The following is a 25555-nucleotide window of genomic DNA, read 5'->3' as shown; positions in this document are numbered from 1 at the left end:
ACGCCGTCCAGACAAGAAGAAACGGGAGGAACCATGAGCATCGAAACCGCCGCGATCGAAAAACCGAAACGGAACTACAACGTCCTGTTCGGGCTGACGCTTCTGGCGTTGCTGGTTCTGCTCTGGATCGTGCTGTCGGTGGCGACGCCGAGCTTCGCGTCCTCCAACAACATCGCCAATCTTTTGCGGCAGGGCTCGATGATCGCCATCATGGCGGTCGGCCAGACCTTCGTCATCATCACCGGCGGCATCGACCTCTCGGTCGGCGCCGTGGTCGGCTTCGCCACCGTCATTGTCGCCATGATGATCAATGCCGGCTTCCCGATCTGGGTCGCCATTCTGGTGACGCTGCTGGTCGGCGTTGCCATCGGCCTGTTCCATGGCTTCGGCATCGTCAAGATGGGCCTGCCGCCCTTCATCATCACGCTGGCGACGCTGACCTCGTTGCGCGGCATCGGCCTGTTGATGACCAACGGCAATTCGATCAACATCAACAGCGACAGCTTCACCGCGTTCTCGCGCAGTTCCTTTGTCGGCATCCCCAATCTGTTCTGGATGGTGATCCTGGTCGGTATCCCGGCCTACATCTTCCTGCACCACAGCCGCTGGGGCCGCTATCTCTTCTCTGTGGGATCCAATGCCGAGGCCTCGCGCCTCTCGGGCGTCAATGTCCAGCGCACCATCTACATGGCCTACACGCTGTCGGGCCTATGCGCGGCCTTCGTCGGCGTGCTGCTGGCGGCGCGCATCGGCATCGGCAACCCGACCCAGGCGGAAGGTTGGGAGTTGCAGGCGATCGCCTCATCGGTGATCGGCGGCACCTCGCTGTTCGGCGCCGTCGGCTCGGTGCATGGCCCACTGCTCGGCGCCTTCATCCTGGCCACCATCAACAACGGCGCCAATCTGCTCAACGTCAACTCGTTCTGGCAGCGCATCATCACCGGCGCGCTGATCATAATCATCGTCTATTTCGACGGGCTGCGCCGTCGCGGCAAGTAATTCTCCCTGACCTTCTGCGCCGGCCTGCTTAACAACGGACCGGCGCCTTTTTGAGAAACACTGGAATTGCCGAATGAAAGCTGTTGTCTGCCGCTCGCCCGGCGAGCTTGTCCTGGAAGACCGGCCGGCGCCAGGAGCGCCGCCTGCCGGCTGGGCGCTGGTCGCCGTCAGCCATGTCGGCATCTGCGGCACCGACTACCACATCTTCGAAGGCAAGCACCCGTTCCTTGCCTATCCCCGCATCATGGGCCATGAAGTGTCGGGCACCGTCGTCGAGACCGGCGAAGATGTCGACCTTGCCGTGGGCGAGCCCGTCATCATCAATCCCTATCTCGCTTGCGGAAAATGCATCGCCTGCCGGCACGGCAAGCCGAATTGCTGCGTCAGGATCGAAGTGCTTGGCGTCCATCGCGACGGCGCCATGGCCGAGCAGATCCTGGTGCCGGCACGGAATCTTTATCCGGCAAACGGCTTATCGCTGGCCGATGCGGCGGCCGTGGAATTCCTCGCCATCGGCGCGCATGCCGTGCGGCGTGCCCGCGCCGAACCAGGCGCCCGCACGTTGGTCATCGGCGCCGGGCCGATCGGCCTTGGCGCAGCGCTGTTTGCCCGCATCGCCGGGCTCGATGTCAGCCTGCTCGACATGAGCACGGAGCGGCTGGATTTTGCAAAAGGCGAACTCGGCTTCGCCACGCTCGACGGTTCACAAAAAGCGGCAGCCGAACTGGTGCGCGAGGCAACCGGCGGCGAAGGGTTCGACGTCGTCTTCGACGCCACCGGCAACACCGCCTCGGTGCAGTCGGCCTTCGCCCATGTCGCGCATGGCGGCACGCTCGTGCTGGTCAGCGTCGTCAAGGATGACATCGTCTTTTCCGATCCGGAATTCCACAAGCGCGAAATGACATTGATCGGCAGCCGCAACGCGCTGAAAGTCGATTTCGACCACGTCGCCGCCTCGATACGCAACGGCGCCGTGCCTCTGGCAAAACTCGTCACCCACCGCACCACGCTGGCCGGCACGCCGGACGATCTCGCCCGCTGGGCGCATGAGAAATCGGGGTTGATCAAGGCTGTGATCGAGGTGGGGTAAGACATCCGAAAAAATCTGGTAGAGCGAAAGTGCCGAGTTAAGGCAGATCGCATACTGCGGCGATTTGCGAAAAGGCCCGTCGCTTCCTCATCCATGGGCGGAGCAAGGAGCGAAGCGACGCGGCGCAGACCCGAGGATTCATTCGGTGACGTCTGCGCTAGAATCCAGCGGTGCAAAAAGAGGCGTCCATTCGCATCTCCTACCTGCACCGCTGCGGCGCGCGACAGTCGCGGCATGGGTCCTCGAGTCTCCGCGTCCGCTGCGCCCGTGGATGAGGGAAGTGAGCGGCTAAGCCGCCCGCTTCCACCCATCCCTGATATGCCTGTATCCCTCGCGATAAACTGCCTCCGGCGTCTCGGAAAAATCCCGCCACACCTTGGTCGCCGCCGCCAGATCCTTCAGCGACCTGCCAAACGCCTCGATCGTCAGCCAGTCGTCATAGCCGCTCTTGCGGATGGCCGCGAAAGTCTCTTTCCACGGAATGTTCCCGCGTCCCGGCACGCCGCGATCGTTCTCCGAAATGTGGATGTGCACGACATTCCTGCGGTGCTTCGTATAGGCGCCGATCGGGTCGGCTTCCTCGATATTGGCGTGGAAGGTGTCGTACATCGCCTTGATGTGCGGCCGGTCGATGGCATCGACGTGCTCGGACAGATCGGCCATCGTGTTCAGCAGATAGCACTCGAAACGGTTGAGCGCCTCCAACCCGATGGTAACGTTCCGCTTGCCGGCATGATCGCCAATGGCGCGCTGCGACGCGATCGAGCGCTTCTTTTCCGCAGCGGTCGGCCCGCTGCCGGAGAAGGCGCCGAGCGTCGAATGCAGCGGCCCGCTCAGCGTACTCGCGCCGAGCGCCTGGGCGCAATCGATCGCCCATTTCATGTAGTCGATGCCGGCCTTGCGGGTCGCGGCATCCGGCGAGATCAGACTCATCGCCGGGTCGCCCATCGCCGTGACAGCCGTGCGCTCCAACCCGATGCGGTCGAGCAGATCGCCAAGCTTCTTGTAGTCCTCTGGCGCGCCTGAGAAGATCGGTATCTCGACGCCGTCGAAGCCGGTCGCCTTGATGTCGCGCAGCAACGCCTCATGTTTCTTAGACACGGAAGTCGTCCACAAAAACATGCACATGCCGATTTTCATCGACAGCCCCTCCCCATTTGACGGCGCGCTGGTTTCTTTCGCACCTCGCACCATGCGCCCTCATTCGGCCGCTTCGCGGCCACCTTCTCCCCGAAGGGAGAAGAGACTTGGCGCCGGCGCTCCCTAAAGTTTCGTCCACGTCCCGTTCTTCTTCGATGACTTCACGCAGGCCTCGATGAACGCCATACCTTCGACGCCGTCCTGGATGGTCGGGAACACCACGTCCTTGCCCGGCTTGCCGCCCTTCTTGCGTGCCGCGCGGATCGCCCGCGCCGCCTCCTGGTAGATGTTGGCGAAGCCTTCGAGATAGCCTTCCGGATGGCCAGACGGAACGCGGCTGACGCGTCCCGCAACCGGCAGCGCGCCGGCGCCGTTGCGGGTGAGCAACTGCTTGGGCTGGCCGAACGGCGTGTACCAGAGATAGTTCGGATCGGCCTGCACCCATTCCAGCCCGCCCTTCGAGCCGTAGATGCGCAGCTTCAGCCCGTTCTCGTGGCCCGGCGCCACCTGGCTCGCCCAAATCATGCCCTTGGCCGGATGCACCTTGCCGACCGGCTTGAAGCGCAGCATGACATTGACATTGTCATCGAGCAGCCTACCCGGGACGAAAGCGTCGAGATCGGCCGACAGGGAATCGAGCTCCAGCCCGGAGACGAAGCGCGCCAGATTGTAGGCGTGCGTGCCGATGTCGCCGAGCGCGCCGCCCGCGCCCGCCTGCTTGGGGTCAGAGCGCCACGCCGCCTGCTTCTGGCCGGTGGCGGCAAGATCTTCGGTCAGCCAGTCCTGCGGGTACTCGGACTGCACGATGCGGATGTCGCCAAGCTGGCCCTTGGCCACCATCTCGCGCGCCTGCCGGATCATCGGATAGGCAGTGTAATTGTGCGTCAGCACGAACACCTTGCCGGTCTTTTCAACCACGGCCGCGAGCTTCTTGGCCTCGGCCAAAGTCGTCGCCAGCGGCTTGTCGCAGATGACGTGGATGCCGGCCTCGAGAAACGCTTTGGCCGCCGGCACGTGCACATTGTTGGGGGTGACGATCGCCACCGCCTCGATGCCGTCCGGGCGCGTGGCCTCGGCCTTGGCCATCTCGGCATAGGAGGCGTAGCTGCGCGCCGGGTCGAGACCGAGTTCGGCGGCGGAAGCCTTGGCGCGCTCGGGATTGGCCGACAGGGCGCCGGCCACCAGCACGAAGTCATTGTCCATGCGCGCCGCGATCCGGTGCACCGCGCCGATGAAGGCGCCTTGGCCGCCGCCGACCATGCCATAGCGGATCGGGCCGCCTCCCGCTTCCGACTTCGATGCGCCGACCATGTCTTTCTCCTGCTTGTCTCAAATACCCATCATGGCGCGCAGCATCTTCTTGTCGGTGGTGCCGCCGGCGAAATCATCAAAGGCCTTTTCCGTCACCCGGATAATGTGGTGCTGGATGAAGGGCGCGCCTTCGGCCGCGCCGTCCTCCGGATGCTTGAGGCAACACTCCCACTCGAGCACCGCCCAGGAATCGTAGCCATACTGGGTAAGCTTGGAGAAGATGCCGCCGAAATCGACCTGCCCGTCGCCAAGCGAGCGGAAGCGGCCGGCGCGATTAGTCCAGCTCTGGTAGCCGGAATAGACGCCTTGCCGCCCCGTCGGATTGAACTCGGCATCCTTGGCATGGAAGGCCTTGATCCGCTCGTGATAGATGTCGATGAATTCGAGATAGTCGAGCTGCTGCAAAAGGAAATGCGACGGGTCGTAGTTGATGTTGCAGCGCTTGTGGCCGCCAACCGCATCGAGGAACATTTCGAAGGTGGCGCCGTCGAAGATGTCCTCGCCGGGATGGATCTCATAGCCGACGTCGACGCCGTTCTCGTCATAGACATCGAGGATCGGCTTCCAGCGCTTGCCGAGTTCGGCAAAGGCCTCCTCGATCAGCCCGGCCGGCCGCTGTGGCCAGGGATAGAGATACGGGAAGGCCAGAGCGCCGGAAAACGTCACCGAGGTTTTCAGGCCAAGATTCTTCGAGGCCTTGGCGCCGAACTCCATCTGTTCGACCGCCCATTTCTGCCTGGCCTTGGGGTTGTTGTGCACCGCAGGCGGTGCAAAGCCGTCGAACTGGGCATCATAGGCCGGGTGCACCGCCACCAGCTGCCCTTGAAGATGCGTCGACAGTTCGGTGATCTCGACGCCGGCATCCGCGCAGATGCCTTTCACCTCGTCGCAATAGGTCTTGGAAGATGCCGCCTTCTTGAGGTCGAACAGGCGTGCATCCCAGGTCGGGATCTGCACGCCCTTGTAACCGAGACCGGCCGCCCATTTGGTGATCGAGGCCAGCGAATTGAACGGCGCGGTATCCCCCGCGAACTGCGCCAGAAACAGCCCCGGACCCTTCATTGTCGACGGCATCGGCATCCTCCCAATTCATTTTTCCAAGGACCAAGCATAGCGTCTGATGAAAGCAGGGCCAGCCTCTTTGGTCTCTCGTGATGTGCATTCTCGTATCGGCATTCTGGTATTACCAAATACTGAAAATGGGTCAAGCCATTTGACTCACGCGCAAAGCTGCCAGGGCATTCCATTTTTGGCGATATATACCAGCATAATCAATACGGTACACAGATGTCGATATCGCATGGCGGCGGTTCTTGCCGCGCGACAAAAATTGCTGTAGACCTCCATTAGGGCCCAATTGGTCGAACCAGTTGCGCAAAAACGCTGGAGCGCCTTGGGGAGGAAACACGCGACGCGCCTTGTGGGGCGCGTCGCAGGCGAACTGGCACAGACGAATTCTGGGAAGGATAGACCATGCATCTTTCGACGCACAACTGGATGCGCGCGGAACCGTTGGAGGTGACGCTGAAGCGCATCAAGAAATTCGGCTACGAGTCGATCGAGATTTCCGGCGAGCCCGAGCAATACAAGACCAAGGAGACCCGCGCGCTGCTGAAAGAATACGGCATCCGCTGCTGGGGGTCGGTGACGCTGATGCTGGGCGAACGCAACCTTGCCGCCAGGGACCAGGGCCAGCGCGAACGCTCGGTGCAGTACGTCAAGGACGTGCTGACCATGGTCAGCGAACTTGATGGCGAGATCATAACGCTGGTGCCCGCGACCGTCGGCAAAGTGGTACCGGACGGCACCGAGGAAGAGGAATGGAAGTGGGTGGTCGACGCCACCCGCGAATGCTTCACCCATGCCAAGAAGGTCGGCGTCAAGATCGCGGTCGAGCCGCTCAACCGCTTCGAGACCTATTTGTTCAACCGCGGCGCGCAGGCGTTGGCCCTGGCCGATGCGGTGAGCCCCGAATGCGGCGTCTGCCTCGACGCCTATCACATCCATATGGAAGAATTTAACGTCCATGACGCGATCCGTCAGGTCGGCAAACGGTTGTTCGACTTCCACGTCGCCGACAACAACCGCTTTGCCGCCGGCCTTGGCCAGATCGATTGGCCACGGATCGTGCAGACGCTGAAGGAAGTCGGCTATGACGGCGCGCTGACCAACGAATTCGTCGCGCCCGTCGACCGCACACCCGCCGCGCCCTATCCCGACATGGTCGACCGGAATCCGGTCGACATTTCTCCCGAACAGCTGAAGTTCATCCAGGATCACGGCTCCAGCGTGCTGACGGAGAAATTCTACACCGACCAGATGCGCATCACGGCCGAAACGCTGCTGCCGCTGATCAAGTAGCCGATCGGGATGCGCATCAAAACGGTCCAGGCGTGGTGGGTCCGCGTGCCGATTGAGGCCGCGAAGCAGCATCGCAGCGACTTTGGCCAGGTGACGACGTTCGACGCCGCCATCCTGCGCATTGAGACTGACGACGGGCTGATCGGTTGGGGCGAGGGCAAGAACGCCGCCGGCAGCGCCGGCAGCTATGGTGCGCTGGTCTACATGCTGAATCACGAGGTCGGGCAGCAGCTGATCGGCCGCGACCCCGCCGACATCGGCATGATCTGGGAGATGCTCTACAACGGCGTGCGCCATGACAGTGCCGCGCGCGCCGGCCATGCCATGCCGCAACTGGCGCGGCGCGGCATGAGCATTGCGGCAATCAGCGCCGTCGATATCGCGCTCTGGGATATTCTGGGCAAGTCGTTGGGACAGCCGGTGTGGCGGCTCATCGGCGGCCGCAAGCTCGACCGCATGCCGGCCTACGCCTCCGGCGGCTGGGCTGCCGCCGACGCTATCGGCGAGCAGCTCAAATCCTACATCGCCAAAGGCGGCTTCAAGGCGCTGAAGATGCGCGTCGGCGCCATGGACGGCGCCCCGCACATTTCCGCCGCCCGCGTCCGCGCCGCACGGCAGGCGCTCGGTCCTGACGTCGAGTTGATGGTCGACGCGCACGGCACCTATACGGTGGCCGAGGCCAAGCGCTTCATCAGCCTGGCCAGCGATCTCGACCTCGCCTGGTTCGAGGAGCCTGTTATCGCCGACGACAAGGCTGGTATGGCCGAGGTGCGCGCCTCGGGCTCGATCCCGATCGCCACCGGCGAAAGCGAAGCGACGCGCTACGCCTTCCGCGATCTCGCGGTGCTGAAATCCGCCGACATCTTCCAGCCGGATCCGGCCTTTTGCGGCGGTATCAGCGAGGCGATGAAGATCGGCACCATCGCCAGTGCCTTCAATCTGCGCTTTGCCCCGCATCTGTGGGCCGGCGCGCCATGCTTTTTCGCCGGCCTGCATGTTTGTGCGGCCTCGCCTGCCAGTTTTACCGTTGAATATTCGCTCGGCGCCAACCCCATGATCCACGATCTTATCGAAGAGACTGTCGAAGCAAGGGACGGTATGATAGCGATCCCTGAAAAGCCGGGTCTGGGATTCACCATTTCGGAGCGGTTCCTGGAGGCGCACGCGCAACGCGGTTGACGATGAAAGAAAAGAACCTTCTCGCCGAACTCGCCGCCTATCTGTTCGCCCATTCGGACAAGGAGAGCGGCCGCACGCCCTCGGAGCGCGAGCTGGCGGAGCATTTCGGTGTCAGCCGCGGCCAGATCCGCGAGGCGCTGGCCATTCTGGAGGCCATGCGCATCGTCGAGCGCCGCGCCAAATCCGGCATCTATGTCGACACCAGGCAGGCCAGTGTAGAAGCCTTGGCTCTTTTCGCCCGCGCGGGCCTGCCGCTCGATCCGGTGCAGATCTACGAGACCGTCGAACTGCGCAAGATCCACGAGATCAAGGCCGCCGAACTTGCCTGTTCGCGTGCCACCGAAGAGAATTTCGAACGCCTGCGGGAGATCCTGAAAGCCTCGGAGGAGTGCATCGCCGCCGGCGAAGGCCTCGCCAAGGAAGACCGCGAATTCCACCTCGAAATCGTGCGGGCGACCAAGAACGGCGTCTTCCACAATATCTGCAGCGTCTATTACCTGATGGGCGAGCAGCGGCTGCCGATCTACTTCAACGATCCCGAGCGCTCAGTGCGCTCGCATGCCGAGCATATCCAGATCTACGAGGCGCTGCTGCGTCGCGACGGCAATCTCGCCCAGGCGCTGATGAGCGCCCACCTGCAAGGCGCGGAAAGCTACTGGAAGGGGATCATCGAGGGCCGCGAGGCGCAAGCGCAAAGCCTGGCATTTGAGAAAGCCTAGAGCAATTCCAGGAAAAGTGTGAAACGGTTTTCCCGGGAAAGCGCGCAGCGCTTTCCCTTGGGAATTGCGACAAACACGAGAGCCCCATGCCCAGAATCCTGTCGACGCACACGCTGCATCCGCGTGCCTCCGCAATGCTGGCGGGCGCCGGTGAACTCGTCGTGGCCTCAGCGCTCGATGCGGCAACGCTGACCGCCGAGGCGAAGCATGCCGACGTCATCATCGTTCGCGCACCGCTGCCGCCGTCGCTGTTCGAAAACGCCACGAAACTCAGAGCCGCGGTCCGCCACGGCGCCGGGCTCGACATGGTGCCGATGGAGGCCGCGGCCGCGGCCGGCGTGCTGGTCGCCAACGTGCCGGCGGTCAATGCGCGTTCGGTCGCTGAATATGTGATGTTCGCGGCCCTTGCCCTGCTTCGGCGCTTCCGTTCGGTCGACCGCGACTTGCGCGCCAAGGGCTGGAATGCCGGCCGCGACCACGCCAGCCATGCCAGCGAGCTTGCCGGCAAGACCATCGGCATCATCGGCTTCGGCGCCATCGGTCAGGCAGTCGCCCATATCGCCGCGCACGGCTTTGGCCTCGACGTCGTGGCGACGACCCGCAGCATGCAGCCGGCACCCGACAGGATCGGCTTCCTGTCGATCGATGCGCTGGTCGAACAGAGCGACATCATCGTGCTCTGCTGCCCGCTGACGGAAGAGACGCGCGGCTTGATCAGCCGCGAACGCATTGCCCGCATGAAGCCCGATACGCTTTTGATCAACATTTCGCGCGGACCGGTGATCGATGACGAGGCGCTGATCGAGGCCTTGCGCCAAGACCGGATCGGCGGCGCCGCACTCGACGTCTTTGCCACGCAGCCGCTGCCGGCAAACCATCCCTATTTCGGTTTCGACAATGTTATCGTCACCCCGCATATGGCGGGGATTACCGAGCAATCGATGATGCGCATGGGCGTGGGCGCGGCCGGCGAGACCTTGCTGGTGCTGGCCAACCGGCTGCCTGTCAATCTGCGCAATCCCGACGTGGTCGAGCATTACCGCAGACGGTTCCCGGCGGACGCGTGAACCATGTCCGGTTTTCGCTTCGCATCTCTGGTTCTGGCAGTGTCGTCGATCGTGGCCTTACCTTCGCTCGCGGCGGCACAAAGCAGCGATTATGTCTATTGCAGCAATGGGATCGTCTGCATGATGGCGCCCTGCCCGTCAGGCAATGCGCTGGATCTGACCACCGGCAATGTCGTTAAAGGCGTGGAGCTCAACACTACGGAATTGCCGCCGCTGGACAGATCGGCACCTGACCTCTCCGACAAGCTTTATGCTGGAAAACTCGTCGTCGGAGGATCGATCCAGCATCGCGGCCAGCCGAACGATCCGCCGATGCTGGTCGTTACCAAAATCGAACGCTCCTCCAAGAAAAGCGAGCGCAAGCGCTGCGCGGCACGTTGACTGCCGACCTACGGCTCGCTGCCTATCGGAGCAGCCGCTCGATTTCAGCCGCGATGCGCAGCAGATGGTGGTCATGGCCATTGCGCGCCACCAGCATCAGCCCGGCCGGCAGCGTCATGCCGGGCATCGGTAGCGAGATCGCGCAGAGGTCGAACTGGTTGGCGACCTGGGTGTTGCGCAGCAGCAGACCTTCAGTGCGTTCACGCAGAGCCGTATCCTCGGCCATCGAAACGATAGTCGGCGCTGTCACCGGCGTGGTCGGCAGAGCCAGCACATCGACCGAACCCAACCGCTCGTCCATGGCTATGCACAGTGCCGCGCGACGACGCATTGCCCTGATATAAACCGGCGTCGGTATGGCCGCCGCCCGCGACAGCGGCCCGCTGACATGGGGATCGACCGGCACCGATGCGCCCGTCGCCAGCCAGTCGGCATGGATTTCAGAACCTTCCATGGCCGCGATCGAGCCGCGTTTGGTGGCCAGGCGCAGATCGGCAATGAGGTCGTCGATCGAAATGTCCGTGAGCCACGCGCCTGCCTGCTCGATCCCGGCAAGGCTGCGATCGAACGCGGCGGCAATCTCCGTTTCCGTGTCTTCGAAAAGCAGGCCGCGCGGAATGCCGACACGAAGCCCGGCAAGCGCTAACGGCAGGTGCAGTTGCGGCATCTGCTCGCCCGTCATCGCGGCGTCAGCCAGGGCACACGCAGCAACACTCAGCGCCAGCGGCCCGATCGAATCCAGCGTCGCGGAAAGGGGATAGGCACCAGTCAGCGGCACGCGCCGCGCCGTCGGCTTGAAACCGACGACGCCGTTCAGCGATGCCGGGATGCGCACCGAACCGCCGGTGTCGGAGCCGATGGAAATGTCGCTCGTCCCCTCGCCAACGGACACGGCGGCGCCCGACGACGAACCGCCTGGAATGCGGCTGGTGTCGGCGGCATTGCCCGGTGTGCCGTAGTGCATGTTGTCGCCGATAGCGGTGAAGGCGAATTCGGTCATGTTGGTCTTGCCGATGATGACGGCGCCGGCCTGGCGCAGACGGCTGACGACCGCAGCGTCGTGCCGACGGGGCGCGGTGTCCCTCAGCATCAGCGACCCGGCCGTGGTCGGCTCGCCGGCGACATCGAACAGATCCTTGATCGACACGATGGTGCCGTCGAGCGGCCCGAGCGATACGCCGGCCTTCTTGCGCGCATCGGTGGCCTCGGCCGCTGCGCGCGCCGCCTCGGCATAGAGTTTGGTGAACACCTTCTCGCCTGCCGCGCAACTGGCAAGACGTGACAGGATGATCTCGAGACGATCGCGGATTGATTGCATGTCGATGTCGGATTCCGTCAAGGTGGAGCGTCTTTAAGGCATATGGGCTGCTAGGTCAGCGGAAGGAATAGCCCGGACAGCGTGCCTTTGCACCTGCCAGCGATAGGAAGGGACTGATGCTGTACAAAGGCAGCTGCCACTGCGGCAAGGTTGCGTTCGAATTCAAGGCGAAGCTGACCGGCGCCGTGCGGTGCAATTGTTCGATCTGCTCGCGCAAGGGCGCGCTGTTGGCCGCCATCCCGCATGACAGCCTGACGGTGCTGGCGTGGGGCGACGATCTCGGCACCTACACATTCGGCAATCATGCAATGGCGCATCGCTTCTGCCGCACCTGCGGCATCCATCCCTTTGCCGAGGATGTCAGTCAGGGCAGCGAACGCAGCGCCTACATCAACCTCAACTGCGTCGCCGATTTCGATCCCACCGGCCTGCCGGTCTTCGACTTCGACGGCCGCGCGGTCTGACCCTACGGTGGCCTCTCACCACAAAAGCAACGCCCCGAAAACCTTGATAGTTCTCGGGCCCGCTGCTTCAGCCAAGGATGGCTATCGGCTATTCGACGCGCTTAGGGCCGCGCGCGAACACAACGATCGCCGCCAGCAAGGTCGCAGCGCCACAATAGGCGAAGGCGCTGGCCACACCGGCATTGTCGACCACCAGGCCGCCGAAGACGGCGCGTTTCTGGCGCTCGCCGTTTCTTGCGTCTTTCCCGCTCGCGCCTTTGCCCTCGAGGACAGCTATCTCCCGGCCGACAAGATCCCCTATGTCGCCGAAGTGCCAGACCAGCCGCATCGCCTTGGCCCGTTGTGGGGTGACCGGGCCAAAGGCCCGGCGGGCACCTTGCTGAAAGTTTCCGGCAACTGGCGCGCGCCGGTTCATGCGCACACCGCCGACTATCGCGCGGTGGTCATCAAGGGACTGTGGGCGCATTGGCAAATGGACGGCGGCGAAGCGACGAAGGTCGAATTGCCGCCGGGATCCTACTGGACCCAGAAGGCCAACGAGATGCACGACGACGCCTGCCTCTCGGAGACGGAGTGCGTGATCCTGCTGATCAACGATACGCCTTACGAGACCTACTTCCAGAAATAGTCAGGCGGCGCCGTCGTTCGACCGCAACTAGCTGGCGTGCCGCAAGCTCACGCCGCTGCCCTTGTCGAACAGCACCACCTTGTCCTGATTCCAGGCAAAGCGCACCGGCTGCTCGATCTGGACATCGGTTCTGGCCGGCACCGTGGCGCGCAGCGTCGTGTCGCCGACCCGCAGAGTCAGGATCTTCTCCACGCCATGGTTCTCGACATCGTGGACGCGTGCCTCGACCGGCGCACCGCTTTCAAGATACACATCCTCAGGTCGAATACCGAAGACGAGCGGGCGACCGTCGGTCGCACCGCCCGCCTTGGCACCCCCAGAGAAAGGCAGTTCGAAATTCAGCGGCGCCATCACCGCGCGGCCGTTGACCAGCTTGCCATCGATCAGGTTCATCGGCGGCGAGCCGACGAAGCTGGCCACATAGGTATCGCGCGGATTGTTATAGATCTCGTGCGGCGTGCCGGTCTGGATGATGCGGCCATGGTTGAGCACGCCCACCTTGTCGCCCATCGACATCGCCTCGATCTGGTCGTGGGTGACGAACAGGAAGGTGGCGCCAAGCTGGATCTGCAGGTTCTTCAGTTCCGTGCGCAGCGCCTCGCGCAGTTTGGCGTCGAGCGCCGACAGCGGTTCGTCCATCAGGAACACGCGCGGCTTGCGCACGATGGCGCGCCCGATAGAGACGCGCTGCATTTCGCCGCCTGATAGGCGGTCGGTCTTGCGGTCGAGCAGATGCTCGATCCGCAGTGTCTTGGCCGCTCGTGCAACACGGTCCTTGATCTCGGCATCCGGCAGCCGACGGATCTTCGGCTTCAGCGGGAATTCGAGATTTTCGCGGACCGTATAGCGCGGATAGAGCGAATATTGCTGAAGCACCAGCGCCACGTCGCGTTCGGCCGCACCCCAGTCGGCGACGTCGACGCCGTTGATGAACACCTGACCCTCGGTCGGCTTTTCCAGACCCGCGATCATGCGCAGCGTCGTCGTCTTGCCGGCGCCGGTCTCGCCGAGCAGCACGAAGAACTCGCCATCGGCGATCTCGAGATCGAGCCCGGTCAGTGCGGTGTGGTTGCCGAAGCTCTTGGAAATATTCTTGAGCTGGATATGAGCCATCAGAGCCTCACCTCAAGCGACTTGCCGCTTGCCGTGTCGAAGAAATGTGCTTGCGTCGGATCGATCCTGGCGAAGACCTTTTCGCCCGGGCCGCCGACGAAGCCGCTCTTGGTGCGCGCGCGCAGCATCTTGGAGCCGACCTTGAGATCGACAATGTCGAACGAGCCGAGCGGCTCGACGATCTGTGTCTCGACCGGCAAGAAACCCTCCGCTGCTTCATGGCGCACCAGCACGCCTTCGGGCCGGATGCCGAGCGCCAGCTGGCCGCCGGCATGGCCGTTGAGCTTGGACAAAAGCGTGCGCGGAAATTCGAAGCCGGCGGCAGCGCCACCGACGGTGACCGAGGCCGCCGATGCGGTCTCGGCGATCGCCGCATCGGCGACGTTCATCACCGGGCTGCCGACGAACTGCGCCACGAACAGATTGGCCGGATGCGAATAGACCTCGTCAGGCGAACCGACCTGCTGCAGCACGCCCTCATGCATGATCACGATGCGGTCGGCGAGGCTCATCGCCTCGATCTGGTCGTGCGTGACATAGATGGTGGTCGAGCCCTGTTTGATGTGCAGCCGCTTGATCTCGGCCCGCATCTCTTCGCGCAGCTTGGCGTCGAGGGCGCCGATCGGCTCGTCCATCAGCATCGCCTTCGGCCGCCGCACCAGAGCCCGGCCGATGGCCACACGCTGCATGTCGCCGCCCGACAGCGCCGACGGCTTCTTGGCCAGCAGTTCCGTGATCTGCAGCGTCTTGGCGACCGAGCGCACCTCGCTATCGATCTCGGCCTTGCTCTTACGCGTCGCGCGCAAGGGAAAAGCAATGTTCTCATAGACGCTCATATGCGGGTAGAGCGAGAACGACTGGAACACCATGGCGATGTCGCGGTCGGCGGCCTTGAGGTGTTGCACCGGCTTGCCGTCGATGAGGATGTCACCGCCGTCGATCGTCTCCAGCCCGGCAACCGCCCTCAATGTCGTCGTCTTGCCGCAACCCGACTGACCGAGCAGCACGATGAACTCGTTGTCGTCGATCTTGAGGTTGAGGTCCTTGATGACCTGGACCGCACCGAAGAATTTCTGGACGCCGCGAAGCTCAATCTGGGTCAATGCTCTGCTCCCGGATTGCGCACCTGGCCGGTACCGGCCTTCTCCGCCGGCGCGATCTTCGAGGTGATGTTGAAGCCGATCAGGCCGATCAGGATGATGGTCACGCCATAGCTGTGCAGCAGCAGGTTCCACGGCTGGCAAAGCGCGATGATGCCGAGGACCATCAGCACCTGAGACCCCGGTTCGAGATATTTCTGGTTGATGGCTCGAAAGCTCATTTGCGGATCGCTCCGAAGGACATGCCGCGCAGCAAATGGTTGCGGAGCAGGAAGGTGAAGATTGCGACCGGCAGCAGGAACAGGAAGGTTCCGGCGGCGATCACCGTCCAGTCGGGCAGGCCGGCGCCGACCTGGCTGGGGATGAAGGGCGGCGCCGTCTGGGCGCGGCGGTTGGTCATGATCAGCGCGAAAGCATACTCGTTCCACGCCGTGATGAAGCAGAAAACCGCGGTCGCGGCGATGCCGGTGGCGGCCTCCGGCAGCACGATCTTGAAGAAGGCTTCCATGCGGGTGTAGCCGTCGACCAGCGCTGCCTCTTCATACTCCTTCGGGATCTCGTCCATGAACCCCTTCATCAGCCACACCGAAAAGGACAGGTTGAAGGCGGTATAAAGGATGATCAGCCCGATATGGGAATCGTTGAGGCCGACGGCCCGGTACATCAGGAACATCGGGATCGCGACCACCACCGGCGGCAGCATGCGCGTCGACAGGATGAAGAAGAGCAGATCCGCCTCCCCCTTCACCTTGAAGCGCGAGAAGCCGTAGGCGGTGAAGGTACCCATGCCGACAGCCAGCACCGTCGAGGTGATGGCAATGATCAGCGAGTTCATGAAGCGGCTCGGATAGCCCGACCATTGCACCTGGCCCTTGCCGTCGCGCACGATCTTTTCACCGCCATCGAAGACGACACGTTCCCACCAGGGTGCCGCCGCATACTCTTCCGGCGACGGCGGGTTGCGCATTTGCGAGCGCTTGGTGAACAGCTTGACGAAGGGCGAAATCTCCGGCTGGAACACCACCGTGGGCGGGATGGTCGTGGCAAGGTTGCGCGGCTTGAACGCCGTCGAGGCGATCCAGTAGATCGGCGCCAGGAAGATGATCGTCACCAAAAGGACGGCGACGATGGCGACGCGATTGAAGCCGATTTCGGAAGAAGTGCGGACGGCGGCCATCTCAGCGCTCCTTCACCTTGTTGAGGTACTTGACGTAGATGTTGGTGATGGCCAGCACCATGATCAGCACGATGTAGGCGAGCGCGCAGGAGCGCCCGGTCTGCCATTCCTGGAACGCCATCTTGTACAGCCGGATAGAGATCAGCTCGGCCGTCGGCTGGCTGGTCAGGATATAGGCGAGGTCGAAGGTCTTGAACGCTTCCATGGTGCGGAAGATGACCGCGATCATCAGGATCGGCGCGACCAGCGGCAGCGTGATGCGGAAGAAGGTGTAGAACGGTCCGGCGCGGTCGATCGCCGCTGCTTCGTAGAGATGCTTCGGCACCGCTGAAAGGCCGGCCAGCGACAACAGCATGACAAAGGGCGACCACATCCAGATGTCGGTCAGCGCAACCGCATAGAGCGCCATCTTTGGGTCGGCCAGCCACTCGAAATTGCCGAGGCCAAGCGCATAGTTGATGACCCCCCATGACGGATCATAGAGCAGTTTCCAGAACAGACCGACGACGGCCATCGACAGCATCATCGGCAGCAGCAGCAGCGTTGTGATGAGACCCTTGAGGGGAATATCCCTGTTGAGCAGCATGGCCACGCCGAAGCCGACGAGCAGCTGACCCGCGACCGAGATGATGACGTACTTCGCGGTGATGGCGAAGTTGGACCAGACATAGGGGTCGTTGAGCAGGTCGCGATAATTCTGCAGCCCGACGAAATTCGCCGGCGCGTTGGTCGACGCGCGGAAATCGGTGAAGGAATAGCCCAGCGAATAGATCAGCGGGAAAATGTTGAAGACGATCAGGAACAGGATCGTCGGGATTATGAAGAGGTTGCGGATCGACATGTCGCTCAAGCCGCGTGCAGCGGCCCGCGAGGAAGTGTCCAGCGTGGTGATCATCGTGGTCGCCAAGACCCTGCTCCCGTTTCGGAAAAAAGAACGGAGGAGGCACGGATGCCTCCTCCGCGAGAAAAGCTGCTTATTGGCCGCGGCCGTATTTCTTGAACGTCGCGTTCCAGTCGCCTGCGAGCGCGTCCAGCGTTTCCTTGGCGGTGCCTTCACCGCCGATCATGTAGGGATAGACGCGCTGGTTGAGCTGCTGCAGCAGCTCGGCATATTCCGGCACCGCCCAGAAGTCCTTCACCTTGAACATGGTCTCGTAGAAGGCCTTGTTGTACGGCGTGGCGTTCTGGAACTCCTCCGACTTGAGCACGGCGGCACTGCAGGTGTAGCCGCCGAGCGCCGCCCACTTCTTCTGGGTCTCGTCCTTGATGAACCATTCAAGGAACTTCGTCGCCTCTTCCTGCTTCTTGGAGTAGGAAACGATGGAGATGCCCTGACCGCCGAGTGCGGCGAACTGATCGCCGTTCGGGCCTGGAGGATTGGCGAAGAAGCCGGTGTTCTTGGCGTTCGGGTTCGACGCCTCGTTGATCAGCGAGGGGAAGAACGCGAAGTAGTTCATGCTCATCGCGGCCAGGTTTTCGGTGATCGCCTGATTGTCCTCGACGAAGAACGACTTGGCCCAGCCCGGAGGCGTGAACGTGTAGAGTTCCTTGTAGGCGTCGAGTGCGGCGATTGCCTTGTCGGAGTTGATGAAACCGTCGACCTTGTAGGTCTTGTAGTCACCCAGTTCGCCGCCGAAGGAGAACAGCGCGTTTTCGAAGCCCATCGCCATCGCGTCATAGGAATTGTCGGTGTAGATGGCGATGCCGTATCGCTTCTGATCCGGCCGATAGAAGAACTCCGCGATGTCGCGCAGCGCCTTGAAATCCTTCGGCACGTCGAGATCGTAGCCGTATTTGGCCTTGAAGGCTTCCTTTTCCTTCGGGTCCTCGAACCAGTCCTTGCGATAGGACCAGCCGACAGCGTCGCCTTCGAGCGGGATCGCCCAGTACTTGCTGCTGCCGCCCGGATACTCGGCGTAATATTTCACCGTTGCCGGCGCCATCACTTCGCCAAGCTTGTGCTTGTTGAAGAAGTCGGTCAGGTCGACATAGTGGCCGCCGGTCGAGCCGGCGCCGAGCCATTGCGAGTCGCCGACGACCATATCATAGGCGTCGCCATGGGCGTTGAACTCGGTGAAAGCCTTGGTCTGGAAGTCGGACCAGGGCGTGGTTTCCACCGTGATCTTGACGCCGGTTTCCTTCTCGTACTCGTTGCCGAGTTCCTGCAGATAATTGGCCGGATCCCATTCCGCCCAAAAGATGGTGAGCTCCTTGTCCTGCGCGTAGACGGACGTTCCGCAGGCAAGTACTAAGCCGATACCAGCAAGCAGGCTGGTCATTGTCTTGCGCATAATGATTTCCTCCCTTGTGCGCATTCTACCTTGTCATGCGAGCCGGCGGTGAAGCCGGCCCTGGTAGTTCCTCCCGAGATCGCACCTTTCCGGTTCCAAGCCTCCTCGCTTTGCCGGAAAATGGATCGCAGCTCTCACTTTTGATCCGCTTTTTCTGTCCTGATCTGGTATTACCAATTTTGGATAGCCGTCAAGCTCTTTCTTGGATCACCACCGGACCTTGTATAACCGGATTTTTCATGTATCCGACTGTTTTCCCTGAATTTTCCTACTCGTTGATATAGGAGAGCCTTGTTTCGGCACTGCCATCCCGGTTAACATCAATAGTGGGCATCCAAATCTGGTCGAACCAGATTGGCGCTATTTCGCCGATGCCGCTGGCAGGGCCGCATCGGTTTCAGCCGTTGATTCCGCCATCGCCGTGCGCACCAGCGCGCCCGCCGCCCATTGCGCGACCGACCGCATGCCGCGGCTATCGAGCTCCCATATATCCTTCAGCACGATCAGCACTTCGACGCCGAACATCATCGACAGCGCCTGTGCCAGTCGCTTGAACTCGCGCGGCGGCAGCCGGCCCTTGAGCGGTGCGATGGCGTCCTTCAGCAGCTGGACGCGATGTCCGCGCGTGAATTGCGGTTCGCCGTCCAACGTGCCCGCCTGCCGCTGCGCCCATTGGTCGAGCGACAGTTTCAGCGCCGCCTTGAAAGTTGCCTCGAAAGCCTCGATGCGCGGCATGGCGGTGTCGAACAGTTCGGCGACGCGGCGCCCGGCATCGGTGGACGTCGATTGCCAGGTCAGGATCGGCCCAAGCCCCTCGTCGACCACCGCCTGCACCAGGGCTGCCTGGCTTGGGAAATAGCGATAGGCGGTGGCGCGCGACACTTGCGCCGCCTCCGCGACTTCGCTGACAGACGGGGTGACGCCCGCCTGCATCAGCCGCGTCGCCGTCTCCAGCATCAGCCGTTTTGTGCGGGCCCGCGGGCCGCGTTCGGCAGCCTCGTTGGCGTCGTCGTTCCCAGCGGCTTGTTGACGTGAGACTTCCATGTCAATACGATACGCGCGTCTCAAGAAATTGCAATGACCTTTGCCCACCGAAAGGCCGGCAAAGGGCGACAGGCGGCCCGGCGCCGGTCGGCCGGTGACGGGAGAAACGCGATGAAGCGCATCTACGTGGTGGGCACAGCCGACACCAAGGGCGAGGAACTTGCCTTCCTGGCCGATGCTATTGCCGCCACCGGCAGTTCGGTTGCCCGTGTCGACATCGGAACGCGCGGCGCCACCGTGCCGGTCGATATCCCGGCCAGCGAGGTCGCGGCGCATCATCCGGATGGAGCCAGTGGCGTGCTCGGCATCGATGATCGCGGCACGGCAGTGGCCGGCATGGGCGCCGCCTTCACCAGTTTCATTCAGTCGCGCGACGACATATCAGGCGTGATCGGCATTGGCGGCGGCGGCGGCACGTCGATCATCACTGCCGGCATGCGCGCGCTGCCGCTTGGGCTGCCCAAGATCATGGTCTCGACGCTCGCCTCCGGCGACACCGCGCCCTATGTCGACGTCTCCGACATCATCATGATGCCATCGGTCACCGATATGGCGGGACTGAACCGGCTGTCACGCGTCGTGCTGCACAATGCGGCGCAGGCAATCGCCGGCATGGCCGCCAGGCCGGCGCCAGTCGCCACTGGCAAGCCGGCACTCGGGCTCACCATGTTCGGCGTCACCACGCCTTGCGTGACCGCCATCGCCGACCAGCTGCGCGCCAACTACGACTGCATGGTCTTCCACGCCACCGGAACCGGCGGCCGCTCGATGGAGAAGCTCGCGGACTCGGGCCTGCTCGCCGGCGTCATCGACATCACCACGACGGAAGTCTGCGACCTGTTGTTCGGCGGCGTGCTGCCGGCGACGGAAGACCGCTTCGGCGCTATCGCCCGCACCAAGCTGCCCTATGTCGGCTCGGTCGGCGCGCTGGACATGGTCAATTTCTGGGCGCCGCCGACCATTCCCGAGAAGTTTAGGGGCCGGCTGTTCTACGAGCACAATCCCAACGTCACGCTTATGCGCACCACGGCGAATGAATGCCGCGGCATAGGCGAGTGGATCGGCACCAGGCTCGCTCGCTGCGAGGGCCCTGTGCATTTCCTGATCCCCGAAAAAGGCGTCTCGGCACTCGACATCGAGGGCGGCGCCTTCTTCGACCTCGAAGCCGACGCCGTGCTGTTCGATGCCATCGAGCGCACCATCAGGCCGAGCGCCACGCGCCGCGTCACACGCCTGCCGTTGCACATCAACGATCCGGAATTTGCCAAAGCCGCAACCGCGGCCTTCCTCGACATCGCCAGATAGTGAGAGCCAACAAATGCCCGCAATACCGCGCAAAGACATATTGAAGAAGTTCAAGGCGATGATCGCCGACGGCGTGCCCATCGTCGGGGGCGGCGCCGGCACCGGCCTGTCGGCCAAGGCCGAGGAAGCCGGCGGCATCGACCTCATCATCATCTACAATTCCGGCCGCTACCGCATGGCCGGGCGCGGCTCGGCTGCCGGCCTGCTCGCCTATGGCAACGCCAACGAGATCGTCAAGGAAATGGCCTACGAGGTGCTGCCGGTGGTCAAAAAGACGCCGGTGCTGGCCGGTGTCAACGGCACCGATCCCTTCGTCATCATGCCGCTGCTGCTTGCCGAGCTGAAGACGATGGGCTTTTCCGGCGTGCAGAATTTCCCGACCATCGGCCTGTTCGATGGCAGCATGCGCCAGAGTTTTGAGGAAACCGGCATGGGCTTCGGGCTGGAGGTCGACATGATCGCCGAGGCGCACAAGCTCGATCTTCTGACCACGCCCTATGTCTTCAACCCCGACGAGGCGCGCGCCATGACAAAAGCCGGCGCCGACATCGTCGTTGCCCATATGGGGGTGACGACCGGCGGCTCGATCGGAGCCACGTCGGCCAAGTCGCTCGACGACTGCGTGGTCGAGATCGACGCCATCGCCAACGCGGCGCGCTCGGTGCGCAAGGATGTCATCCTGCTTTGCCATGGCGGGCCGATCTCGATGCCGGATGATGCCCGCTACATCCTCGACCGCTGCAAGGGCCTGCATGGCTTTTATGGCGCGAGTTCGATGGAACGGCTGCCGGCTGAAGCCGCGATCGCCAGGCAGACGGCGGATTTCAAGGCCGTCACGCTGCACGACCAGAAGAAAAAGAAGGGATGAGATCATGACCGACAAGAGCAAGGTGTTCGTATACCCGAAGGACGTGAGCGCCTTCGGCTTTGACTGGGGCAAGCTGTCGCTGACAGTCGCGCCGGAAGTAAATGGCGCGACGCGCTTTTCCGGCGGCGTCGTCGACCTGCCGTCAGGCAAGGGCCACACGCGCCACAACCATCCCGGCGCGGAAGAGATCATCTTCGTCATCTCAGGCAATGGCGAGCAGATGGTGGAGGACGAGGAGGGCAATCCGGTCGTCGCCAAGGTCGGCCCCGGCTGCACCATCTATGTGCCGGAAAGCCGTTTCCATTCGACACTGAACACGGGCGATGGGCCGATGCAGCTCTTCGTCGTCTATTCGCCGGCCGGACCCGAACTGGTGCTGCGGGGGTTGCCGGATTTCAGGTTGATCCCGGCGGGGAAGTAATCGCGAAAGGCCCCCTTCATCCGGCCGCTTCGCGGCCACTTTCTCCCCGAGGGGGAGAAGAGGCAGAAGCCAGCGCCGGCGCAAACTCCTCTCCCCGCGGGGAGAGGTCGGATAGCCCCGAATTGCCCTTCGCAATTCGGATGGCAATCCGGGTGAGGGGGTAGCGCCGAGCTAGGCTATCCCACCTCTATTCCACCCCCGTGCCCGATCCCCAAACATCACATACCCCGCATCCGTCACCGCCAGCGTATCCTCCAGCTTGATGAACCCCCGCGTCGGGTGAAGCATGGTCGTCTCCACCGACAGCACCATGTTCGTCTCCAGCGGCTTGGCCGAATAAGTGCCTTCATAGGTGACCGGGTGGTTGGTCATCAGGAACGGCGCTTCATGGGTGATCAGGCCCATGCCATGGGCGAAGAAATCCGTATAGGGCGCGACCTTCGACGCCTTCAGCACGCCCTCCGCGTGCGAAATCATATCGCCGCCGATGGTGCCTGCCCTCACCTTCGAGAACGCCGCCTGCTGCACCGTCTCGACCTCAGCCAACAGATCTTCCAGCTCGGCATCCGGTTCGCCCAGAATGCCCATGCGGCAGAGATCGCCGATATAGCCGTGATAATTGCCGCCGGAATCGATCGACAGCACCTCGCCCTTTTTCCAAGCCTGCGGTGACGCCGCACGGTTGTGGCTGGAGCCCAGCGTCAGCAGGCAATATTCGAAATGCGCGCCGCGATTGGTCTCCTCGCGCCTGAGCTGCTCGATCATCTCGGCCTTGGTCGTGCCTTCGCGCGCCCACTGGATAGTCGCCAACATGGAATCGGTGATCAGCTCGGAGGCGATGCGCAGCTTCTCCAGCTCGGCGTCTGTCTTGATGGCGCGCATGCGCTCCAGCATGTCGGTCGCGTCGATCAGCTTCGCGTCCGGCAACGCCTTGCGGATCAGCGCATAGGCATCGGACGGCAGGAAGGCCGGCTCGATGCCGATGCGGGCGCCTGCCTTGCCGATCTTGCTGACATGCTCGACCGCAAGATTGGCGGCGTCGAGCGTACCCCAGCAGGCGGCATGCAGCGTCGGCGTCCAGAACGGGTTGTTCTGGTGCTCGGCGCCTTCCATGCGGTTGCCGATATAGGCGGCATGATCCGGCCCGCCCTTCTCATAGACGACGACAGGCAGATAGCGGCTGTGGCCAATCGCATCCATGGCGGCGAAGAAGATGAATTTGTAGCCACCGAGCAGATATTGCGTGTTGTGCTTGGACGTCGCCAGCAGCACATCGATGCCGGCTTCCTCCATCAGCCGGTCGACCCTTGCCTGGTCGAACGGGATATTGCTGACGGCATTCTTGCCCGGGGCAATGTTCATTGTTCTCTCCCTGATTTCCGTGGGATCGCCGGCCGCGCTGCGCCCGATTCCCTTGGCTGTCGTCAAATCTGCATCATTGTCCACTCTGGTCCAGCCAGAAATAGGGTCAAATTGCTTCAGCGGGCGGTCGCCAAGTCGTCTTTGCTGAATATCAAGGCAATCTGGTCCTACCAGAATATCAGAATAAAAGGGCCACCTCTAAACTGGTCCAGCGGACGAAAATTTCAAAGCCAAGCAAGGATGCGCCAATTCCGTCTCTGGCGAAACCCTTGGCAAGGGCCATAATCGCCGCGAGGATGCTGGCGGGTGCCGCCAGCTTCGAGGGGTGCGCCCATCTGGTCGCGGAGAGGACGGAGTTCGGTCATGTCAGATATTTCTAGACGCACGCTGCTTGGCGGCTCAGCTTTGCTGCTGGCCTCCACCGCCCTGCCCACATTCAGCTGGGCGCAGACGCCGAAGAAAGGTGGCCGGCTGGTGCTCGCCGCCGATTCCGAGCCGCGCAATCTCAACCCGGCAATCGTCGCCTCCAACGGCGTTTTCTTCATCTCCAGCAAGATTGTCGAGACGCTGGCCGAAGCCTCGTTCGACGGCAAGGACGGGCTCGAGCCCCGCTTGGCGCTCTCCTGGGAAGGTGCTGCCGACGGGCTCTCGGTAACCTTCAAACTGCGCGATGGCGTCAAATGGCATGACGGCAAGCCGTTCACCTCGGCCGACGTCGCCTTCTCGGCGCTGCAGATATGGAAGCCGCTGCAGAATCTCGGCCGCACCGTGTTCAAGGATCTGGCCAGCGTCGACACCCCCGACGATCTCACCGCCGTGTTCAAATTCGCCAAACCGACCCCGTTCCAGCTGATACGCAATGCCTTGCCGGCGCTGAGCAGCGTGGTGCCGAAACATATCTACGAAGTCGGCAAGATCGAGGACAACCCGGCCAACAATGCCCCCATCGGCACCGGCCCGTTCAAGTTCGGCGAGTACAAGGCCGGCCAATATTACAAGCTGACAAGGAATGCGAACTATTGGGGCAAGGACGAGCCCTATCTCGACGAGATCATCTATCAGGTGCTGCCGGACCGCACGTCCGCCGCGGCCGCACTCGAGGCCGAAGAGATCCAGCTCGCCGCCTTCTCCGCCGTGCCACTGGCCGACCTCGACCGCATCTCGAAAGTGCCGGGCCTGAAGGTCATCTCCAAGGGCTATGAGGGGCTGACCTATCAACTCGTCGTCGAGATCAACCATCGCCGCAAGGAACTGGCCGACGTGAAGGTGCGCCAGGCGATCGCGCATGCCATCGACAAGGATTTCGTCGTCAAGACGGTGTTCCTCGGCTATGCCGCTGCCGCCACCGGCCCGGTGCCGAAGAACGATCCGCAATTCTACACTGCCGACGTGCCGATCTATCCATTCGACGTCGCCAAGGCCAACGCCTTGCTCGACGACGCGGGGTACAAGCGCGCCGATGACGGCAAGCGTTTTGCGCTGAAACTCCTGCCGGCACCCTATTTCAACGAGACCAAGCAGTTCGGCGACTATCTGCGCCAGGCGCTGGCGGCAATCGGCATCGACGCCGTGATCGTCAACAACGACTCGGCCGCGCACATCAAGGCCGTCTACACCGACCACGCCTTCGACCTCGCCGTCGGCCCGCCGGTGTTCCGCGGCGACCCGGCGATCTCGACCACCATCCTGGTGCAGAGCGGCATTCCCGACGGCGTGCCGTTCTCCAACCAGGGCGGCTACAAGAACGCCGCGCTCGACGCGCTGATCGCCAAGGCTTCGGAGACGCTGGATACGTCAGCGCGCACCGACCTCTACAAGGAATTCCAGAAACAGGTCGCGGCGGACCTGCCGCTGATCAACGTCGCCGAATGGAGCTTCATCAGCGTCGCGCGCGATACCGTGGGCAACATCGCCAACAACCCGCGATGGGCGGTGTCGAACTGGGCGGACACCTATCTGGCTGGCTAGCGATCAGCCCGGCATGCTTGCGCATCGGTTGGACGAATGCTCATCATCAGGGATGAGAGTTCCTTCACGCCTCTGTTCTGTCCTGCCGGATAGCGCCAACCTTCACCCTCCCCCTTGTGGGGAGGGTCGGCGAGCGGTTGCTGCGCAGCGGCAGCCGCTCGCCGGGGTGGGGGGAGCGCCCTACGAGAACCCCCCCCCCCCCCCCCCGGGCCGGGCGTCCCCACCCCCCCCGGGGGGGGGCACGGCACC

The 25555-nt window shown here is 62.8% G+C and carries 25 protein-coding genes; 13 read left to right on the top strand and 12 right to left on the bottom strand.

Annotation, left to right across the window (positions count from 1 at the left end; all coding sequences use genetic code 11):
* Positions 1 to 33: 33 nt before the first annotated feature.
* Both NKH35_RS03380 and NKH35_RS03375 read left to right on the top strand, forming a co-directional pair.
* Positions 34 to 999: an ABC transporter permease gene (locus NKH35_RS03380; protein ID WP_023669818.1), complete on the top strand. Its 966-nt coding sequence runs from the start codon at positions 34 to 36 to the stop codon at positions 997 to 999.
* A gap of 73 nt (positions 1000 to 1072) precedes the next feature.
* On the top strand, positions 1073 to 2089 hold the full coding sequence (locus tag NKH35_RS03375; RefSeq protein ID WP_023733621.1) for a zinc-binding alcohol dehydrogenase family protein: 1017 nt from the start codon (positions 1073 to 1075) through the stop codon (positions 2087 to 2089).
* Between the two features lie 288 nt (positions 2090 to 2377).
* Here the strand turns inward: NKH35_RS03375 and NKH35_RS03370 are convergent, their stop codons facing one another.
* The 3 genes from NKH35_RS03370 to NKH35_RS03360 all read right to left on the bottom strand — a co-directional run bounded on the left by NKH35_RS03370 (position 2378) and on the right by NKH35_RS03360 (position 5614).
* A complete protein-coding gene (locus tag NKH35_RS03370) occupies positions 2378 to 3229 on the bottom strand; it encodes a sugar phosphate isomerase/epimerase family protein (RefSeq protein WP_023733622.1) in 852 nt (283 codons plus the stop codon).
* Positions 3230 to 3352: 123 nt separating this feature from the next.
* The gene (locus NKH35_RS03365; protein ID WP_023733623.1) at positions 3353 to 4540 is read right to left on the bottom strand and encodes a Gfo/Idh/MocA family protein; all 1188 of its coding nucleotides are present in this window, start codon (positions 4538 to 4540) and stop codon (positions 3353 to 3355) included.
* 18 nt (positions 4541 to 4558) lie between these two features.
* Positions 4559 to 5614: a sugar phosphate isomerase/epimerase family protein gene (locus NKH35_RS03360; RefSeq protein WP_023733624.1), complete on the bottom strand. Its 1056-nt coding sequence runs from the start codon at positions 5612 to 5614 to the stop codon at positions 4559 to 4561.
* Between the two features lie 399 nt (positions 5615 to 6013).
* Between NKH35_RS03360 and NKH35_RS03355 the strand changes: the two genes are divergently transcribed.
* From NKH35_RS03355 to NKH35_RS03335, 5 genes are all read left to right on the top strand, one after another.
* Complete coding sequence (locus NKH35_RS03355; RefSeq protein ID WP_023669836.1) at positions 6014 to 6901, top strand: sugar phosphate isomerase/epimerase family protein; 888 nt, start codon at positions 6014 to 6016, stop codon at positions 6899 to 6901.
* A 9-nt stretch (positions 6902 to 6910) separates the two neighbouring features.
* Positions 6911 to 8080 carry a mandelate racemase/muconate lactonizing enzyme family protein gene (locus tag NKH35_RS03350; protein WP_023733625.1) on the top strand — a complete coding sequence of 390 codons (1170 nt, stop codon included), beginning with the start codon at positions 6911 to 6913 and terminating at the stop codon, positions 8078 to 8080.
* Between the two features lie 2 nt (positions 8081 to 8082).
* Entirely contained in the window at positions 8083 to 8799 is a 717-nt protein-coding gene (locus NKH35_RS03345) for a FadR/GntR family transcriptional regulator (RefSeq protein WP_023683008.1), read from the top strand.
* Positions 8800 to 8885: 86 nt separating this feature from the next.
* A complete protein-coding gene (locus NKH35_RS03340) occupies positions 8886 to 9866 on the top strand; it encodes an NAD(P)-dependent oxidoreductase (RefSeq protein WP_023733626.1) in 981 nt (326 codons plus the stop codon).
* A 3-nt stretch (positions 9867 to 9869) separates the two neighbouring features.
* Entirely contained in the window at positions 9870 to 10247 is a 378-nt protein-coding gene (locus NKH35_RS03335) for a hypothetical protein (protein ID WP_023712296.1), read from the top strand.
* A gap of 22 nt (positions 10248 to 10269) precedes the next feature.
* Here NKH35_RS03335 and NKH35_RS03330 read toward each other — a convergent pair whose 3' ends face one another.
* Positions 10270 to 11565: an amidase gene (locus tag NKH35_RS03330; protein ID WP_352913526.1), complete on the bottom strand. Its 1296-nt coding sequence runs from the start codon at positions 11563 to 11565 to the stop codon at positions 10270 to 10272.
* A gap of 116 nt (positions 11566 to 11681) precedes the next feature.
* Here NKH35_RS03330 and NKH35_RS03325 point away from each other — a divergent pair, with 116 nt between their 5' ends.
* Both NKH35_RS03325 and NKH35_RS03320 read left to right on the top strand, forming a co-directional pair.
* Positions 11682 to 12029, top strand: a complete 348-nt coding sequence (locus NKH35_RS03325; protein ID WP_352913351.1) for a GFA family protein — start codon at positions 11682 to 11684, stop codon at positions 12027 to 12029.
* 217 nt (positions 12030 to 12246) lie between these two features.
* Positions 12247 to 12657 carry a DUF4437 domain-containing protein gene (locus tag NKH35_RS03320; RefSeq protein ID WP_352913525.1) on the top strand — a complete coding sequence of 137 codons (411 nt, stop codon included), beginning with the start codon at positions 12247 to 12249 and terminating at the stop codon, positions 12655 to 12657.
* A gap of 27 nt (positions 12658 to 12684) precedes the next feature.
* On the opposite strand, the gene NKH35_RS03315 is transcribed toward NKH35_RS03320, so the two are convergent.
* The 7 genes from NKH35_RS03315 to NKH35_RS03285 form a co-directional block, all read right to left on the bottom strand.
* Positions 12685 to 13770: an ABC transporter ATP-binding protein gene (locus NKH35_RS03315; protein ID WP_023686632.1), complete on the bottom strand. Its 1086-nt coding sequence runs from the start codon at positions 13768 to 13770 to the stop codon at positions 12685 to 12687.
* Entirely contained in the window at positions 13770 to 14873 is a 1104-nt protein-coding gene (locus tag NKH35_RS03310) for an ABC transporter ATP-binding protein (RefSeq protein ID WP_023683000.1), read from the bottom strand. The genes NKH35_RS03315 and NKH35_RS03310 overlap by 1 nt, the downstream gene beginning before the upstream one ends.
* Positions 14870 to 15091, bottom strand: coding sequence for a hypothetical protein (locus NKH35_RS03305; RefSeq protein ID WP_023669846.1), 222 nt, complete (start codon positions 15089 to 15091; stop codon positions 14870 to 14872). The genes NKH35_RS03310 and NKH35_RS03305 overlap by 4 nt, the downstream gene beginning before the upstream one ends.
* Positions 15088 to 16047: a carbohydrate ABC transporter permease gene (locus tag NKH35_RS03300; protein WP_023682998.1), complete on the bottom strand. Its 960-nt coding sequence runs from the start codon at positions 16045 to 16047 to the stop codon at positions 15088 to 15090. The genes NKH35_RS03305 and NKH35_RS03300 overlap by 4 nt, the downstream gene beginning before the upstream one ends.
* A 1-nt stretch (position 16048) precedes the next feature.
* Positions 16049 to 16954, bottom strand: coding sequence for a carbohydrate ABC transporter permease (locus NKH35_RS03295; protein WP_023682997.1), 906 nt, complete (start codon positions 16952 to 16954; stop codon positions 16049 to 16051).
* Between the two features lie 67 nt (positions 16955 to 17021).
* Positions 17022 to 18338 carry an ABC transporter substrate-binding protein gene (locus tag NKH35_RS03290; protein WP_023669849.1) on the bottom strand — a complete coding sequence of 439 codons (1317 nt, stop codon included), beginning with the start codon at positions 18336 to 18338 and terminating at the stop codon, positions 17022 to 17024.
* 360 nt (positions 18339 to 18698) lie between these two features.
* Positions 18699 to 19382, bottom strand: coding sequence for a TetR/AcrR family transcriptional regulator (locus tag NKH35_RS03285; RefSeq protein WP_023744057.1), 684 nt, complete (start codon positions 19380 to 19382; stop codon positions 18699 to 18701).
* Between the two features lie 111 nt (positions 19383 to 19493).
* On the opposite strand from NKH35_RS03285, the gene NKH35_RS03280 reads away from it, so the two are divergent.
* Genes NKH35_RS03280 through NKH35_RS03270 form a run of 3 tightly spaced genes read left to right on the top strand, consistent with a single transcriptional unit; the run spans position 19494 to position 21976 of the window.
* Complete coding sequence (locus NKH35_RS03280; protein WP_023815722.1) at positions 19494 to 20687, top strand: Tm-1-like ATP-binding domain-containing protein; 1194 nt, start codon at positions 19494 to 19496, stop codon at positions 20685 to 20687.
* A gap of 13 nt (positions 20688 to 20700) precedes the next feature.
* A complete protein-coding gene (locus NKH35_RS03275) occupies positions 20701 to 21555 on the top strand; it encodes a phosphoenolpyruvate hydrolase family protein (RefSeq protein ID WP_023712290.1) in 855 nt (284 codons plus the stop codon).
* Between the two features lie 4 nt (positions 21556 to 21559).
* Positions 21560 to 21976, top strand: coding sequence for a cupin domain-containing protein (locus NKH35_RS03270; protein WP_352913347.1), 417 nt, complete (start codon positions 21560 to 21562; stop codon positions 21974 to 21976).
* A gap of 171 nt (positions 21977 to 22147) precedes the next feature.
* Here NKH35_RS03270 and NKH35_RS03265 read toward each other — a convergent pair whose 3' ends face one another.
* Positions 22148 to 23338 (bottom strand): M24 family metallopeptidase, encoded by a 1191-nt coding sequence (locus tag NKH35_RS03265; protein ID WP_023712289.1) that lies wholly within the window; start codon positions 23336 to 23338, stop codon positions 22148 to 22150.
* 363 nt (positions 23339 to 23701) lie between these two features.
* Here NKH35_RS03265 and NKH35_RS03260 point away from each other — a divergent pair, with 363 nt between their 5' ends.
* Positions 23702 to 25306, top strand: coding sequence for an ABC transporter substrate-binding protein (locus NKH35_RS03260; RefSeq protein ID WP_352913345.1), 1605 nt, complete (start codon positions 23702 to 23704; stop codon positions 25304 to 25306).
* Positions 25307 to 25555 lie beyond the last annotated feature (249 nt).

The organism is Mesorhizobium sp. M1143, from assembly GCF_040318435.1.
Classification (GTDB): Bacteria; Pseudomonadota; Alphaproteobacteria; order Rhizobiales; family Rhizobiaceae; genus Mesorhizobium.
The sequence above is the reverse complement of the archived record's forward strand: the minus strand, read 5'-3'. Positions and strand labels throughout refer to the sequence as shown.